The following is a 16,439-nucleotide window of genomic DNA, read 5'->3' on the forward strand; positions in this document are numbered from 1 at the left end:
AAAAGATGAAGAAAAATACAATAATACAGTTTATAGTCGCTGGTTTGTTTCTTTTTGGTACAACTGCATGTACGGGAAACTTTGAAGATTATAATAAGAATCCTCATGAACCGGATCAGAACGATATGGGGGTAGATTGGTATTTAGTGAGGTCACTAGCTCTTAACTTGCAGGATTTAATGATGCCGGAACAAGAAAACTTTTCTCAGTATGTAGACTGTTTGATGGCAGGAGGATTCTCGGGATATGTAGCAGACTCTAATTTGGGAACAGGTTGGTCTGGTCGTTATGCAACTTATAATCCTTCGGATGACTGGAAGAAAATTCCATTTAATGACTTTTATTCAAAGTTCTATCCAGATTATTTCAATTTGAAGAATCAGAGTGATGATGAATTATTCTTATCATTGGCCGAGCTATATCGCATTGTTGTTATGTTACGTGTAACAGATACATATGGTCCTATTCCTTATTCACAGGTGGGAGCCGCTAACGCAATCAAATCCCCTTATGATTCTCAGCAAGCTGTTTATACTAAGATGTTTGAGGATTTGGATAATGTTATCTCAGTATTGAGTAAATATGCTAGCCAGAGTTTCAGTTCAAGTGCAGACAGAATTTATAATGGTAATACATTAGCATGGTGCAAGTTTGCCAACTCTTTGAAGCTTAGAATGGCGATGCGTACTTGTTACGTAACAGGATTCAATGTGAACGGAAAAACATCGCAGCAATTGGCTGAAGAAGCTGTAGAAGCAGGTGTAATGACTACTGCCTCTGACGGTGCTTATCGCAAAGTAGCCGATCATAATCCGTGGCAACGTTTTATGGTACTATGGTCTGATGCACGAATCTCGGCTGATTTGACTTGCTATATGAATGGTTATAATGACCCTCGTCGTGAAGCCTATTATGACAAAAGTACTTTTGGTTCCGTATCAGGAGACGCATATACAGGAGAAGAAGGTTATGTCGGATTACGTCGTGGCATTTTACAGGGACAATATAATTCTTGGTCGCAAGGTTCTTCTTGTATGAAAGTGACTGCAAGTGATAATATTGTCGTATTCCGCGCTTCAGAAGTAGCTTTCTTACGTGCTGAAGGCGCTCTTCGTGGGTGGAATATGGGAGGCTCTCCGAAAGACCTTTATGAAGCAGGTATCCGTTTGTCATTTGAAGAAAACAACATCAGTAGTGGAGTAGAAAGCTATTTGGCGAATACAGGAAAAGTAGAAGGTTATAAGGATCCATTAAAAGGACAAAGTGGGCAGACTTATGATTATTCCGGTTCAATAAATACTACTGTTACAGTAGCATGGGCTGGTGGTGATTTTGAGAAGAGCCTTGAACAAATTATTACTCAGAAATGGATTGCCAATTTCCCGAATGGTATGGAATCATGGTCTGAATACCGACGTACAGGTTATCCTAAGTTGATGCCGATGGCAGCAAATGCCAGCAGTGGTATTGTTGACGACACAGAAGGTGCACGACGTATGCCATATCCGACTGACGAATACCGTGAAAATAAAGAAAGTGTAGAAGCAGCTGTTTCGACTTTGACTCAAGAGTCTAAGACCAAAAAAGGAGATTCAATGGCTACTCATGTTTGGTGGGATTGCAAATAATTATATATTAAAAGAAAATTGAACGAATATGAAGAGAAATAGTATATTCAAAACATTGTTTTCTGCAATGACACTGGTTGCCGTAACATCTTGTTCTGACTGGACAGATATGGAAAACATTAAAATAAACGAACCTACTATCGAGGATCAAAATCCCAAGCTATATACCAAGTACTTGGAGAACTAAGTAAAGACAATTACATAAATAGAAATGTTTTCTTAATTATAACATATATGAGAAAGACTTTAAAATATATTTTACCTACAATATTGGTATGTTCTATGCTTCACATTTCTTGTTCTGACTGGACAGATGTAGAAAGTATTAAACTAAATACGCCAGCCATTGAGGAACAGAATCCAGAACTTTACGCTCAATACGTAAAGTCTCTTAATGAATTCAAGACATCAGAACATCAGGTTGTGATTACTTCAATTGACAATGTAAGCAGTATTCCAACCTCACGCAGCCAACATCTTACTGATATGCCTGACAGTATTGATTACATTTGCTTGAATAATATCATGGAAGTGAGCGAAGTAAATGCATCTGAAATAGAAGAGGTGCGTCGGTTAGGTACAAAAGTGCTAGGCTTGGTAGATTTCGATAAAATAGAAAGCACATGGAAAAAAAATCTTGATGAGGAAGCTGCCAATGTACAAACTGTTTCCGATGAAACCGGGGATGAGGGAGAAGAAGAACCTGTTGATAATGCAACACGCTTTATCGAATACTGTAAGAATGAAGCAGCTAAACAAGTTGCAGCAAGCAGTGCTTTGGGAGTAGACGGAATTGTAGCAAACTATACAGGTTTTGACCTTAATTCACTGGTTGAGGAAAGCGAAATAGCTGCTGAAACGGCACGTCAAGCGGCATTTTTTGATGTGGTATCTAATTGGAAAGCTTCAAATATGGATAAAACAATTATTTTCAAAGGTTCTCCGCAAAATGTCATCGACAAGAAGTTATTTGCTGATTGTAAGTATATTATTATAAATGCACATGCTGCCAAGAATCAAAATGAAATGTCGTATCTCGTGTTAATGGCATCTGCCAAGGACGTACCCACTGACCGCTTTGTGATGGGGGTGACTACTCCTTATCTTACCAATTCAGGGAGTTATAATGGGGAACTAGGGGATGGATCGTCTGCCATCATAGGAGCAGCTCAATGGGCTGTCTCAAAAACTTCTGACTATACCAAGGCAGGAATCTCAATTGATGCGGCGGAAAAAGACTACTTTAATGTTGCCAACATTTATCCGACTATAAAAGAAGCCATTAATATATTGAGTCCAACCGTTAAATAAAAAACATCTTATGAAACTAAACAACCTAATAATTACTACCCTTGCCAGTTTCTCGGTATTTCTCGGCAGTTGCCAGAATAATGATGAAAACGAGCAACACTATGATAACAAGCTTTTCATTTCAGCATCCAACTTTACTAAAGAAATACTTTTTAAAGCTGGTGATGCAAATGTAGAAGCAGGTATTTCCGTTGCTATAGCCAAACCTGAAGAACATGATATCATGGTAACTATGGCGCCAGCTCCCGAACTTTTGTCAACTTATAAAATGGCATATTATGATGAAAATGCAATACTTCTGCCTGAAGAACACTATTCTATGCCTGAAACTACTACAAGCATAAAGTCCGGTAGTATAGTCAGTCCTGAAGTGTTTATTGAATTCACCAATACAGGTGAGCTTGACCTCAAGACTACTTATGTGCTTCCCGTAACTATTAAATCTGTGGAGGGAATTGGGATATTGCAAAGTGCCAAAACATATTATTATGTATTCCGTGGAGCATCGCTCATTAATGTAGTATGTAATATTAGTCGAAATCGTGCTTATCCCGACTTTAACAATGATCCTAAGTTCAATAATTTGACAGAGCAGACAATGGAAATTTTGTTCAAAGCTACTTCATTCCCCAATACATTAAATACACTAATGGGTATTGAAGGTAACTACTTATTACGTCTTGGCGATGCTGGCGTTCCATCCAACCAATTACAAGTAGCTACATCTGGCGGAAATTGTACAAGCACAGACCTCCAGTTTGAAAGTGACAAATGGTATCATCTAGCTGTTACCTTTAATAGAGGTGCTATTAAAGTATATGTCAATGGAGTAGAGAAACTTTCAGACTCTGTATCCAAGACTTCTGTTAATCTAGGAGCTAAACATACGAATGAAGAAGATGGTTCACGTTGTTTTTGGGTGGGTTACGCTTACTCAAGCGATCGTTACTTTGATGGAGTTGTTTCTGAAGCTAGAATTTGGAACCGGGTACTTACTGCTGAAGAAATCCAATCTACCAATCACTTCTATGCAGTAGAAGCTGATTCTGAAGGACTTATCGCTTATTGGAAATTCAACGAAGGCTCGGGAACTGTAGCAAAAGATTACAGTGCGAGTGGCTATGACTTGACAATTGAAAACGAGCCTAATTGGGTGTCCGTCTCATTACCTCAATAATAAACTCATAAAATTTCGAATATGATAAATAATATCAAACATAGTTTTCTGCCATTGGCAATGTTTGCCATGACAATTTTCACATCTTGTGAAGATGATATTGTAGTAGGAAGCAGGATTGATGAATCTCCTTATCTAACATCCACGCAGTTAAACGGTTTACTATTGGATGAAAATACTAATAAAAACAGTTCTGTTGTGGAACTCCGTGACAATGAACACAGTACTAATGTTGTGTTTCGGTTATCCAAACTTCCTCAAAAAGGAGTAGATGTTCAAATAGCTGTTGATGAATCATATGTGGCCACTTATAATGCTGTCCATGAGACTGATTTCAAAATTTTCCCCGCAGCCAACGTCAAAATAGCCAACAATGGTACTTTTGTGCTTGCGCCGGATGATAAAAATACTCCGAGTGTGAAAGTAACTCTCACCGCATTCGAAGGGATGAAAGAAGATGAAACATATATCATTCCTTTGACAGTTACATCAACAACAGAAGGAGTTACATTTACCGAATCATCCAAACACATGGTACTTCTTGTGCAAGATTACCGTAACAAGCCTAACACCAATAAGGGAGAAGATGCAGTACAGATGGTACTTTACTTTGAAGTTAATGATACCAATCCGCTCAATGCACTGGAGTTTCTGACAGAAAGTGGTAAGTATTACTTTGACCACATAGTGCTTTTTGCAGCTAACATTAATTGGGACCCTGAAAAGAAGCGTGTTTATTTGTCAAACAACGAAAATGTCCAATTTTTGCTTGATAATAATGACAAATATCTACAACCACTTCGTAAGGTTGGCATGAAAGTTATCATCAGTATCTTAGGTAACCATGATGAAGCGGGAGTGGCCCAGCTTTCAGATATGGGAGCTAAAGAGTTTGCTCGGGAATTAGCTGCTTATTGTCGTGCATACAATCTGGATGGTGTTGCTTTTGACGATGAATATTCAAACTCACCGGATTTATCTAATCCATGGCTTGCAAATCAGTCTGCTTATGCAGGTTCACGGTTGATGTATGAGTGCAAATTGGCGATGCCTGAAAAGATTGTTTCGCTCTATAATCTTGGAGCAATGTACTCAAATAGCCTTCAGGTGATTGATGGCGTTGATCCCGGTCAATATTGTGATTACGCTGTAGCTGATTATGGAGGGTCTGCAAGCCCTGGTACTGGTATGACACTGAAACAATGTGGCGGCATGTCGATTGAATTGCGCCGTGGTAGCGGAAATTCAAGTGAATCAACGGCACGTTCTAAAAAAGAAGCTGGATATGGATACTATATGTTTTTTGCGCTTGATCCTTCATTATATAGGTCGCAGGTATCTCGTTGCCAGAGCGTATGTAGAGGATTGTATGACGAAGAACTCGTTTACCCGAGCTACTATTACAGCAAAAATAGCACAGAGCGTAAGGCTCTCTAACAGAAGTTTATATTTCACCTTAAAAATAGAAAAAGATGGACTTTCTAAAAAATATAATGATAACATTGTTGGCAGCTACCATGTTGTGGAGTTGTTCCGATAATGATGAATCGATCAATGGGGGTGAGACTAGTATCTCATTGTCTACCAATACGATCCAGGCTGATAAAAATGGAGGAAACATTACTGTTACAGTGACAAGTTCGGGAGATTGGAGATTGGCGGGTGTATGCGATTGGGCACATCCGTCGGTTACGTCAGGAAAAGATGGTGACGTAGTTACTTTTACAATCGATCCTAATACACTAGACGAGAAGCGTACGGCAACCTTCAAATTCTTTACAGGTTCTGCTGTAGCACCTTTGCAGGTGGAAATTTTGCCTGATTATATTATAGATTTACTTTCTGATGATAATTTGTCAATTTCAAAAGAAGAAAATACTATACAAATTCAGCTCAATACAAATATTGCTGAACCTGTCATCACTTATAGCGAGGGTGGTGAAGAATGGTTGGCATTTGATAAGCGTAGTGATTTTGGTGGTAAAGTTACCCTATCATTTAAAGCTGCAAAAAATGTAACTTATAAAGAACGTTCTGCTACAATCACTATTTCAAGTCCACTTGTAACGAACCCAGTAAACGTCAATGTAAATCAAAAGCGAACGGAAGCTATTATTCCGGAAACAGACGTTCTGATGTATGATCTTTCAGCGCGTACCATTTCATTCAAAGTAAGATATAATGTAGAATATACGGCTTCAATTGCACAAGGGGGCGAATGGATTACAGAACAATCGGTATCTCAACCGCAATTAGGAGATGATGGCTTGACAACAGTAACTTTGACTTATAATCTTAGTGGTGCTACAAATACACGCGGAGGTATTGTCAGGATTACTAATACAAATAACACGATAACTAGTGATATTGCTGTAGTACAAAAGGATCTTGATGTTGAATTAGTAAATATTCCGGACCAAAACCTCAGAACACTTGTAGTAAAAAACAATTGGGCTCTTTCAATTGCAGGTTCTCAATGCATTATTTTAGAAGCAGGGCTCAATGCTACTTCTTTGTCAAACAGTTCATATTCTAGTCAACTTACGGATCTTACGGGAATAGAAAACTTCCCGAATCTTACTTCATTAAGTTTAGGATATTGTACAAATATGAAGAAGCTTGATATTTCAGGGTTACATAAAGTAGAATCATTATCATTCAGTAACGCGAGATATTGTGAAGAATATAATTTAGGAGATAATCCAATCTACAATTTTAATGCAGGGGGAACTTATGCGTATTCATATGCAGAAAGTCTCAAAATTAGTAGTAGTAAGTTGGAATCTTTAGATTTAAGTATTATTTCATGGTATGCAGATTATGACAATGTGACTTCTATTGATGTTTCAGAGTGTTCAATGTTGACGACTTTAAATGCTAATCGTAGTGATAAAGTTAAAACTCTTTATCTGAAAAAAGGTCAAGAGATTTCGAATCTAACTAAAAATGACGCAACGACTATTGTTTATAAATAAAGAGGTTACTATCTGTTGTTCAGTAGAATAAAGTAGTTTAATTCATTGCTTATCATCTTTAGACAAAATCCTCTTGCTTTACCTTATTTATATAGAATGGTGGAGCAGGAGGATTTTTCTTTTGCTTCTTAATAGATATCCTTGGTTTTAATGGTTTGTGCCACCGTAGTGGCACAATTGTGCCATCACTTTGTCACAAGCGTGCCACCTCGATGGCATAACTGTGCCAATATTATGTCACTATCATGGCGTTTAAAGCTTATTACCAATCATAGTCTTCAATATACGCATCAAACTTTGGTGGTTGTAAAACACCACAATGCTTAAGGATATTCAGTACTTGTTGTTGTTCGGCAGGAGAGAGTAAACGTTCGCCTTTGCGGACACGATAATAGGTTCTGCGACTGAAAAAACTTATTAAGTGTGTGATTACACTTTCCATTTGTTTGTGGGGCAGGCTTTCCAAGATGCCAATGAATCCTTTTGCATAGCGCGCTTTGATATTGGAACGATAATAAGGGCAATCTCCTTTTACAGTAGTTAAACGCTTGGGACTAATAATTGTCCAGTGTTCGACTTTTTCCGGTACACTTTGTTCGGCGAGTTGCCTAAGGCATGTGTCGGCTTTCGGACATTGTCGGTTAAGGCACATCGAGTATTGATAAGGGACTTCTGAAAAGTCAAGTTTTTCTTTCATGCTCATGAATTATTGTTTGTGGAAGCAAAGGTAGTGAAAAAGTAATCAAGAGAAGATAAAAACAGCCTGAAAGTATCTTCTTGCTTTCAGGCTGTTTTTATCAACTGGAATATTTATTATGTCTTAAGGACTTTTATTCCTTAGAAAAAGAATAAGGCATATCCTCTTCTTTTGTTCCTCTATTCTGATTAGGTTTGTTGTCCATGTCTACTTTGATAGTACCACCTTTGAATAAATCCTCGTGACGAAGATAATTCTTGGTATAATCAGTGCCATTGAGATTCATGGAGTTGATATAGAAGTTCTTTTTGCTATTGTTCGGGGCATCAATCACTAAACTATTGCCATTCTCAAAATGAAGGGTCGCTTTCTTGAATAGCGGAGCACCTATAATATATTCATCCGTTCCCGGGCAAACAGGATAAAAACCTAGTGTTGAGAATACATACCAGGCAGAAGTTTGTCCATTGTCTTCATCACCACAATAACCGTCAGGTCCCGGAGTGTACATTCTGTCCATGACTTGGCGTAACCAGTATTGAGCTTTCCAGGGTTGACCTGCATAGTCATATAGATAAATCATGTGCTGAATCGGTTGATTGCCATGTGCATAGTTGCCCATATTCATTACAGTCATTTCGCGGATTTCGTGAATGACTTGCCCATAATAACTGTCGTCAAAAATAGGAGGTACGGCAAAGACAGAATCCATCATAGTGATAAATTCATCCTTTCCGCCCATCAGGTCGATAAGTCCTTGAGGATCGTGGAAAACAGACCAGGTGTAGTGCCAGCTATTTCCTTCCGTAAAGGCGTCACCCCATTTCAACGGAGAGAATGGAGACTGGAATGTACCGTCTGCATTACGTCCGCGCATTAGCTTAGATTCTTTGTCGAAAAGATTCTTGTAGTTCATGGCACGTTTGGCGAAGAGGTTGATTTCCTTTTTCGGACGTTTCAGTTCTTTGGCCAGTTTGTAGATACACCAGTCGTTGTAGGCATATTCCAGTGTCCGGGCGGCGTTCTCATTGATTTTCACATCGTAAGGAACATAGCCCAGTTTGTTGTAGTATTCGTGCCCCAGGCGTCCTGTAGAAGAGACTTCGGGGTGTATATTTTCTGTGCCGTGAAGCAAGCCCTCATACAAAGTTTTTATATCGTTTACTTTTACACCTTTCATATAGGCATCTACTAAGACAGAGGCAGAATTGTTACCAACCATACATCCTCTATGTCCGGGACTTGCCCATTCGGGGAAGAATCCGCTTTCTTTGTAAGTATTGATAAGTCCTTCCTGCATTTCCTTGTTGACAGAAGGATACATCAGATTCAATAATGGGAAGAGGCAACGGAATGTGTCCCAAAAACCTGTATCGGTGTACATATATCCCGGCAGGACTTGACCGTTGTACGGGCTGTAATGAATCGGTTGTCCGCTGGCATCCAGTTCATAGAATTTACGCGGGAAAAGTAATGAACGATACAGACAAGAATAGAATGTGCGGTATTGGTCAAGGTTGCCACCTTCTACTTCTATTTTGCCTAAAACTTGATTCCAGGCTTCTTTTCCTTTCTTGGCTACCTGCTCGATATTATCTTTACCCAATTCTCTCATATTTGCGGCAGCCTGTTCGAAACTGATGAAAGAGGAAGCGATTCTGGCATGTACTTGTTCGCCTTTCTGTGTCTGGAAACCAATAATAGCTCCGGCATGATCAGTAGTCTGTTCGGCTATGTTTTCTTGCAGATTGCCATTGGCTACTGTGGCTTTATAAGTGAAAGGTTTGTCGAATTCAATGATAAAATAATTCTTGAAGTTTTCGGGAACTCCGCCGCTGTTGCATGTGGTATAACCAATAATCTTGTTTTCTGCAGGGATTATTTTGATGTAGGAACCTTTATCAAAGGCATCTACAACAACATAAGAATGATCGTTTTCAGGAAAAGTAAAGCGGAAAAGAACAGCACGTTCTGTCGGTGCCATTTCGGTGACTACGTCATGTTCTGCGAGATATACTTTATAATAATAAGGAGTGGCAGCCTCCCCTTTATGCGCAAACCAACTGGCACGCTTTTCTTCATCAAACACCGGTTTGCCAACTATTGGCATGATAGAGAACTGTCCGTAGTCATTAATCCATGGACTGGGTTGATGGGTTTGCTTGAAACCGCGAATTTTATTTGCGGTGTAGGTATATTGCCATCCGTCTCCCATCTTTCCGGTTTGCGGTGTCCAGAAATTCATTCCCCACGGACGGGCTATGGCAGGGTAAGTGTTGCCTGTTGATAATTCAAAAGTAGACTGTGAACCCATTAACGGGTTGACATACTGTGTCCAGTCTTTGGCTTTGGCAAAGACTGTGCAACTAAGCACACAAGCTATTAGTAATAGTCTTTTCATGGTATATGTGTTTTATAATTAGGCTTGTCAGTCATCCTGATTTCCATGGTTCCACCGTTTACAATATCCTGATGGTTGAAGAATGGAGTTTCCAAAGACTTGCCGTTCAGTGATATGCTTTCAATGTATTTATTCTTTTTAGAGTTGTTCTTTGCTATAATACTGAATGTCTTACCTTCGGGTAGATTGATCACTGCTTTATCGAATGCAGGACGCCCGATAGAATATACCGGTTTTCCGGGACATACCTGATAGAATCCCATAGAATTGAGTATGTACCATGCAGACATCTGACCGCAATCCTCATTACCGGATAGCCCGTCTACGCTGTTTGCATACTGGCTACGATAAACACTATCCACTAATTCTTGGGTTCTCCATGGACGATTTACGTAATTGTACAGATGGATCACATGGTGGCTCGGTTCGTTGCCATGTGCATATTGACCGATAAGTCCGCTGATATCTGACGATGTTGTTTCACCTTCGAGTGATGAATCAGCCGTAAACAGCGAATCGAGTTTCTGAACAAATGCATCCTCGCCACCCATCAGGTTGACCAGTCCTTCTACATCATGAGGTACAAACCAAGTCCATTGCCAGGCTGTTCCTTCACAATAATCATCGTTACGATGAGTTGATGCACGCGGATTGAATGGGGTGCGCCATTCACCTTTGGAATCAAGTCCACGCATGAAGCGGGTTGATTTGTCGAAATAGAATTCGTATGCTTTGGCAAAACGTTCGTATTTGGCTTTGGACTCAAAATCATTCATAGCTTCTGCGAAAATAGAAATACACCAGTCGTCATACGCATATTCCAAGGCTTTTGCTACGGATTCATTTTCGCGGTCGCAGGGAATATAACCAATGGCATTCTTATAATATTTCGCTTTTGGCATGAGGTGAGGCAGTACCAGGTCTGGGCATTTGATACCGGTGGTGTCATATTCGGCGGCACGCAGACAGGCTTTATAGGCTTCTTTAGCATCAAAGTTGCGATATCCTTTCATATAGGCATCCACGATGACTGGAACGGCATGATATCCAATCATAGTGCCGGTATAATTGGATGCTAGATCCCACATCGGGTATATTCCACCTTCCTGGTGTTTCTTTATCAGTGAATTGATAAATTGATTGTTCAAATCGGGGGCAATAATCGTCATTAACGGGTGCAATGCACGGAAAGTGTCCCACAGTGAGAATACTGTATACACAGGATTGACTGTATCTCCCTGATGCACTTCGAGATCCATTCCTAAATAACGTCCGTCTGCATCACTAAATAGATTCGGACTGATTCCCGTATGGTAAAGAGCGGTGTAAAAGATCGTTTTATCTTCCTTGTCGGAAGTGGTGATATCTATTTTCGAGAGATATTGATTCCATGCTTGGCGTGCATCTTTGCGTACTTTATCGAAATCCCATCCGGGAATTTCTGATTCAACATTCTTGCGTGCACCTGCTATATCGACAGCAGAAACGCCTACTTTCACAAGCACTTGTTCGTTCTTCTTCGTATCGAAATGCAATAGCGCTTTGCAGACGGGAAGCCGTTTGCCGTCGTCCATGGTAATGGAATCCGTAATCAATGTATAAGAGAACGGTTTAGAGAATTTGGCATAGAAATTAATATATTGGTCGAAAGCCCAATAAGTCGTTTTCTTATGTCCGCAGATTTCTGTGTCACTGATTACTTCGATTTCCATTTCTGAGTTAGTCTGTCGTTGCAGGCTGTAATCCAAATCGATGATAAAACCGGATTCCAAATTTTCGGGGAAAGTATAACGGTGGATAGCACCACGTTTAGTTGCTGATATTTCAGCTTTTACCTGATAAGTATCCAGAAAAACGGAATAATATCCTGGTTCTGCTACCTCATTCTCGTGAGAGAAAGAAGAAGCATAGACCAGTGTCTGGCTTTGGGGATCAGTAGTTAGATATTGCTGTTTTCCAACAGTAGGCATCAACAGCACATCCCCGTAGTCGCAACAACCTGTGCCGCTGACGTGTGTATGCGAGAAACCATTGATGGTGGAGTCTGCGTAATAATAACCAGAGCAGGCATCCCAACCATCAATCCGGGTGTCCGGACTGGGCTGAATCATACCGTGGGGAACTACTGCTCCGGGGAAAGTATGTCCATGTCCACCGGTACCGATGAAAGGGTTGACGTAAGCACTATAGTCTTTTACATTAGTGGGGGCTGTACAGGAGCTAAGTGTGAATAAACCTCCTAAACATCCTACTGTTAGGAATGTTTTTAATTTCATGGTATTAATAGCTTTTAGATTTTACTCGGTCCATCTTTTATCTCTTATTTGGGAGAAATAAAGATGTTGTTTCCGACAATTTTATAATCAATAGGTATCGAGTTTTGTAATGATTTCAAAACAGATTCGATGTTTGACTTCTTTTTCAACACGCCGGAGTAAGTTTTATCCGCTTGAATGTCAGGAGACAGAATGATTTTAACATCATAGAAACGTTCCAATGCTTTAGTGATAGTGAAGATATCTGCTTTCTGGAATGGAATCAGATTGTCATGCCAGACAGCATCCAGTTTGGCATCCACCTGTTTCACGGTCAATCGTCCGTTATTTTTGTTTAGTTCAGCACGTTGTCCGGGGGCGAGGATAATCTGTCCCTCTTCCTTGTTACCTTTTACTTCAATCTCTCCTTCAATTAGAGTCGCTTCCGCAATCCGGCAACGTTTGTCCGATTTGAAGTTGAATGTAGTTCCCAATACGCGTACACGCATAGCATCGCTCTGGACGATGAATGGCTTATGGCGATTTTTGGTAACCTCAAAATAAGCTTCTCCTTCCAGATAGACATTACGCTCCTTCTCTGAGAACTCATGCGGATATTTTAAAGTTGATGCGTTGTTCAGCCACACTTTACTTCCATCAGGCAAGACTATTTCTTTTACGATGCCTTCATTGGCCACTGCGACCATCATTTGTTGGTTGTTTCCGTTTTGATAAAACCAATATCCGGCTCCACCACCAATGACCAACATTACAGCAATAACTGCAGCATATTTCATCCAACGATGCATACTAAGTATTTTACTCTGTTTGCTCTTCTCTTCGTCCAACTTTTTATAAAGCAGTTTTTCTGCACGAAGTATTCGCTGCTCGTTAGCATACTGGTCGAATTTACCGAGATGATAAATTTCTTCCATACGAAAGAGCTGACGGGCATTTTCTTCCGATTCCTTCATCCAGGCATTCACCTCGATAAGCTCTTCTTCAGAACATTGTCCTGTCAGATATCTGTTTATTATTTCTTCACTCAGATTACTCATTTTCTTTTCCTTCATATTAGTAATACAATTCAAAACACAAAAACACTTATCGCTATCTCCATAAAAATAAGAAAAGAATCGTCCAAAGAGGATTGAGGCGGTCTCGTAAGTACTTTAAAGCCTTGTACATATGAGCTTCTACGGTACGGGGTGAAACACCGAGAATATCGGCTATCTCTTTGTTTTTCATATCGTGCAGATAGCTTAGTTTGAAAACTTCTTTGCATTTGTCCGGAAGTTCATTAATCGCATCGTGGATTTCTTTGCGGAGTTCCCTGTCTTCAATTCTTCGGATTACCTCATTATTGTCCGGTTGATAAAATTCAGTACGCCTTTGGTTGATTTCTTCCATGGCGGCACAGTAGCCGTCTTCCACATTGCGGTGTTTTAAGACATTTAGGGCGCGGGTATAGACTGCACGATAGAGAAAGGCTTGGATTTGTTCGCCTATTTCTATATTGTCTTTCCGTTTCCATAATTCCACAAATACATCTTGTACCACGTCTTCAGCCTCTTCTTCTCCTACCAGGCGGGTAGCATAGAAGATCAGATTAGGATAGTATCTGCGAAATAAGCTTTTGTAGGTTACATCGAAGTTCTCATTCATTCTCTCTGACTAGTTTAGGTGGATTTTAAGGATTTCTCTCTTTGAAAGTGCCTCCGGATATTTTGGGAGCATTACCCATTTCAAATTCGACAGTCGCTCCACTCATGATTTGCTCATGGGTGATATAAGTTTTGTCATACGGCTGTCCGTTAACTTTAATAGATTGGATATAGATATTTTCTTTATTGACTTTGGGAGCGAGTACGGTAAAGGTCTTTCCATTAGACAGATGGAGCTGTATTTCAGGGAACAACGGAGTTCCTATTTCATATTTACCGCTGACAGGATTTACGGGATAGAATCCCATAGCACTGAATACATACCATGCTGACATTTGTCCGCAGTCTTCGTTGCCGCAGAGACCGGCTGGTTCATTCTTGTAAAGTTCGTTCATAACTTTGGCTACATATTCTTGTGTGCGATTTTCCTGTCCTATGGCGTTGAATAGATAAATAACGTGATGGCTCGGTTCATTACCATGCGCATATTGTCCTATCATACCTGTGCTGAAGATAGGTAGCTCATCATCTGCTGCCGGATGGTAGGTAAACATGCTATCCAGTTTTTCGGCAAAGCGGTTTTTACCTCCTACAAGGTCGATCAGCCCGTTAATATTATGCTGTACAGACCAAAAATATTGCCATCCGTTGCTTTCGCAGATGTGCGGTGTATAGTCATCGGCTTTGAAATCCTTGATAAAGACGCCTTTGTCGTCACGTGGCTGCATGAAAGAAGTGGCGGGATTATAGACATTCTTGTAGTTTTGAGAACGTTTGTAAAATTCGTCTGCGATGTCTTGCTTACCCATCTTCTTTGCCATTTCGGCAATACAGTAATCATCGAAAGCATATTCCAGAGTTTTGGATAACGACCAGTTTTCTGCGTTGTAGTGGTCTGTTACATTGTAAGGTATGTATCCTAGTTTTTTGTAGAGTCCGATACCGCGATAATTATCCAGATTGGCTGTTGCTATGCAAGCATCGAGGGCTTTCTTAGCATCAAAGTTACCGATTCCTTTCAGATAGGCATCTACAATGACAGGGACAGCATGATAACCGATCATCATATCTGTTTCACTTCCATAGAAGTTCCATACAGGTAGACGTCCGTTCTGTTCGTAAAAAGCAATGAAAGATTTCACCATGTCGTTAACACGTTCCGGCTCGGTGTAGGTAAAGAGGGGATGGGCGGCACGGTACGTATCCCATAAGGAGAAAGTACTGTAATTTACCCAACCGTCGGCCTGGTGCACTTTCTTATCGGGGCCGTAGTAAGCTCCGTCTACATCACTGTAAATAGTAGGAGCAATCATTGAGTGATAGAGAGCAGTGTAGAAATTAACTTTATCATTCTCGTTATCCCCTTTTATTTCAATCTTTCCGAGTTGATGGTTCCAGTTTGCTTTCGTTTCGGCCAGGTATTTGTCGAAGTCGTTTTCGGGGACTTCTGCTTGCAGGTTCTTCGCTGCGCCTTCCATGCTGACACCGGAAATAGCAGTGTTTACTAGTATCTGTTCATCCTTTTGAGTGTTGAAATCGAAACGGGCGATCACCGCAGTGCCGATGCGTTTATTATCTTTGATGATAGCGGTAGTGTCCAACTCCATTTTCTCAAAAGGTTTGGAGAAGCGGGTGCGGAAATAGATATGCTGGTCGCGCGCCCAGCCGTCAGAGAAACGGTAACCTTGAATAGTGACGGAGTCTACGACTTCGATATGAGAATCGTTGGTGAAATCCCAGTTCATGGCTTTCTTCAGATTTAAGATGATGGCAGATTGGGCTTCCGGGAATGTATAACGTTGGATACCACAACGCTCGGTGGCGGTCAGTTCAACGTTGATGTTGTAATCAGTCAGACGTACTTGATAGTAACCGGCATGGGCACTTTCATCTTTATGGGAAAATTTAGAGTGGATGCCAAGTGGAGCTTCCGCTTCCTTGTAGGGAAGGGTGACAGGCATGAAAGAAATGTCATACAAATCTCCTGCTCCGGTGCCGGAGAGATGTGTGTGGCTGAAGCCGGCGATAGTGCTATCCGGATAGAAATAACCGGAGATACGATCCCATCCGGGAAGTCCGTTATCCGGGCTAAGTTGTACCATGCCAAAAGGAGCTTGGGCACCAGGATAGGTATTTCCGGTGAAGTCGGTTCCGATAAATGGATTTACATAAGATGTGTAATCTATTTCGTGTTTTTCTTGCGTAGGGGTACAAGAAATGAGCATGCAGGTTAACAGCAGGCATAGATAAGCAGGTGTTCTCATTGCTTTTTAGGTATTAGTGATTACTTATTTTATTTATTTGAAGGATAAGAAAAATAATTAATCAGGT

The 16,439-nt window shown here is 40.4% G+C and carries 12 protein-coding genes; 6 read left to right on the top strand and 6 right to left on the bottom strand.

Annotation, left to right across the window (positions count from 1 at the left end; genetic code table 11):
• Positions 1–5: 5 nt before the first annotated feature.
• The 6 genes from DXB58_RS00525 to DXB58_RS00550 are packed head-to-tail and all read left to right on the top strand — an operon-like array spanning position 6 to position 7,091.
• Complete coding sequence (locus tag DXB58_RS00525; protein ID WP_117934426.1) at positions 6–1,628, top strand: SusD/RagB family nutrient-binding outer membrane lipoprotein; 1,623 nt, start codon at positions 6–8, stop codon at positions 1,626–1,628.
• A gap of 28 nt (positions 1,629–1,656) precedes the next feature.
• Positions 1,657–1,815: a hypothetical protein gene (locus DXB58_RS00530; RefSeq protein ID WP_117934424.1), complete on the top strand. Its 159-nt coding sequence runs from the start codon at positions 1,657–1,659 to the stop codon at positions 1,813–1,815.
• A 47-nt stretch (positions 1,816–1,862) separates the two neighbouring features.
• Entirely contained in the window at positions 1,863–2,939 is a 1,077-nt protein-coding gene (locus DXB58_RS00535) for a glycoside hydrolase family 18 (protein ID WP_122135569.1), read from the top strand.
• Between the two features lie 10 nt (positions 2,940–2,949).
• The gene (locus tag DXB58_RS00540; protein ID WP_117937737.1) at positions 2,950–4,116 is read left to right on the top strand and encodes a DUF1735 and LamG domain-containing protein; all 1,167 of its coding nucleotides are present in this window, start codon (positions 2,950–2,952) and stop codon (positions 4,114–4,116) included.
• A gap of 21 nt (positions 4,117–4,137) precedes the next feature.
• Positions 4,138–5,553, top strand: a complete 1,416-nt coding sequence (locus DXB58_RS00545; RefSeq protein ID WP_122135570.1) for a BT_3987 domain-containing protein — start codon at positions 4,138–4,140, stop codon at positions 5,551–5,553.
• A 35-nt stretch (positions 5,554–5,588) separates the two neighbouring features.
• On the top strand, positions 5,589–7,091 hold the full coding sequence (locus DXB58_RS00550) for a BACON domain-containing protein (protein WP_122135571.1): 1,503 nt from the start codon (positions 5,589–5,591) through the stop codon (positions 7,089–7,091).
• 262 nt (positions 7,092–7,353) lie between these two features.
• Here DXB58_RS00550 and DXB58_RS00555 read toward each other — a convergent pair whose 3' ends face one another.
• The 6 genes from DXB58_RS00555 to DXB58_RS00580 all read right to left on the bottom strand — a co-directional run bounded on the left by DXB58_RS00555 (position 7,354) and on the right by DXB58_RS00580 (position 16,372).
• Positions 7,354–7,788, bottom strand: coding sequence for a DUF6078 family protein (locus DXB58_RS00555; RefSeq protein ID WP_199487909.1), 435 nt, complete (start codon positions 7,786–7,788; stop codon positions 7,354–7,356).
• A gap of 133 nt (positions 7,789–7,921) precedes the next feature.
• Positions 7,922–10,189: a GH92 family glycosyl hydrolase gene (locus tag DXB58_RS00560; protein ID WP_122135573.1), complete on the bottom strand. Its 2,268-nt coding sequence runs from the start codon at positions 10,187–10,189 to the stop codon at positions 7,922–7,924.
• Positions 10,186–12,465 (bottom strand): GH92 family glycosyl hydrolase, encoded by a 2,280-nt coding sequence (locus tag DXB58_RS00565; protein WP_117937729.1) that lies wholly within the window; start codon positions 12,463–12,465, stop codon positions 10,186–10,188. Before DXB58_RS00565 ends, DXB58_RS00560 begins: the two co-directional genes overlap by 4 nt.
• Positions 12,466–12,509: 44 nt before the next feature.
• The gene (locus DXB58_RS00570) at positions 12,510–13,517 is read right to left on the bottom strand and encodes a FecR family protein (protein WP_187343967.1); all 1,008 of its coding nucleotides are present in this window, start codon (positions 13,515–13,517) and stop codon (positions 12,510–12,512) included.
• A 37-nt stretch (positions 13,518–13,554) separates the two neighbouring features.
• Positions 13,555–14,109: an RNA polymerase sigma-70 factor gene (locus DXB58_RS00575; RefSeq protein ID WP_117937727.1), complete on the bottom strand. Its 555-nt coding sequence runs from the start codon at positions 14,107–14,109 to the stop codon at positions 13,555–13,557.
• A 25-nt stretch (positions 14,110–14,134) separates the two neighbouring features.
• Positions 14,135–16,372: a GH92 family glycosyl hydrolase gene (locus DXB58_RS00580; protein WP_117937726.1), complete on the bottom strand. Its 2,238-nt coding sequence runs from the start codon at positions 16,370–16,372 to the stop codon at positions 14,135–14,137.
• Positions 16,373–16,439: the final 67 nt, after the last annotated feature.

This window comes from Bacteroides sp. OM05-10AA, assembly GCF_003439055.1.
In the GTDB taxonomy this organism is placed as follows: Bacteria; Bacteroidota; Bacteroidia; order Bacteroidales; family Bacteroidaceae; genus Bacteroides; species Bacteroides intestinigallinarum.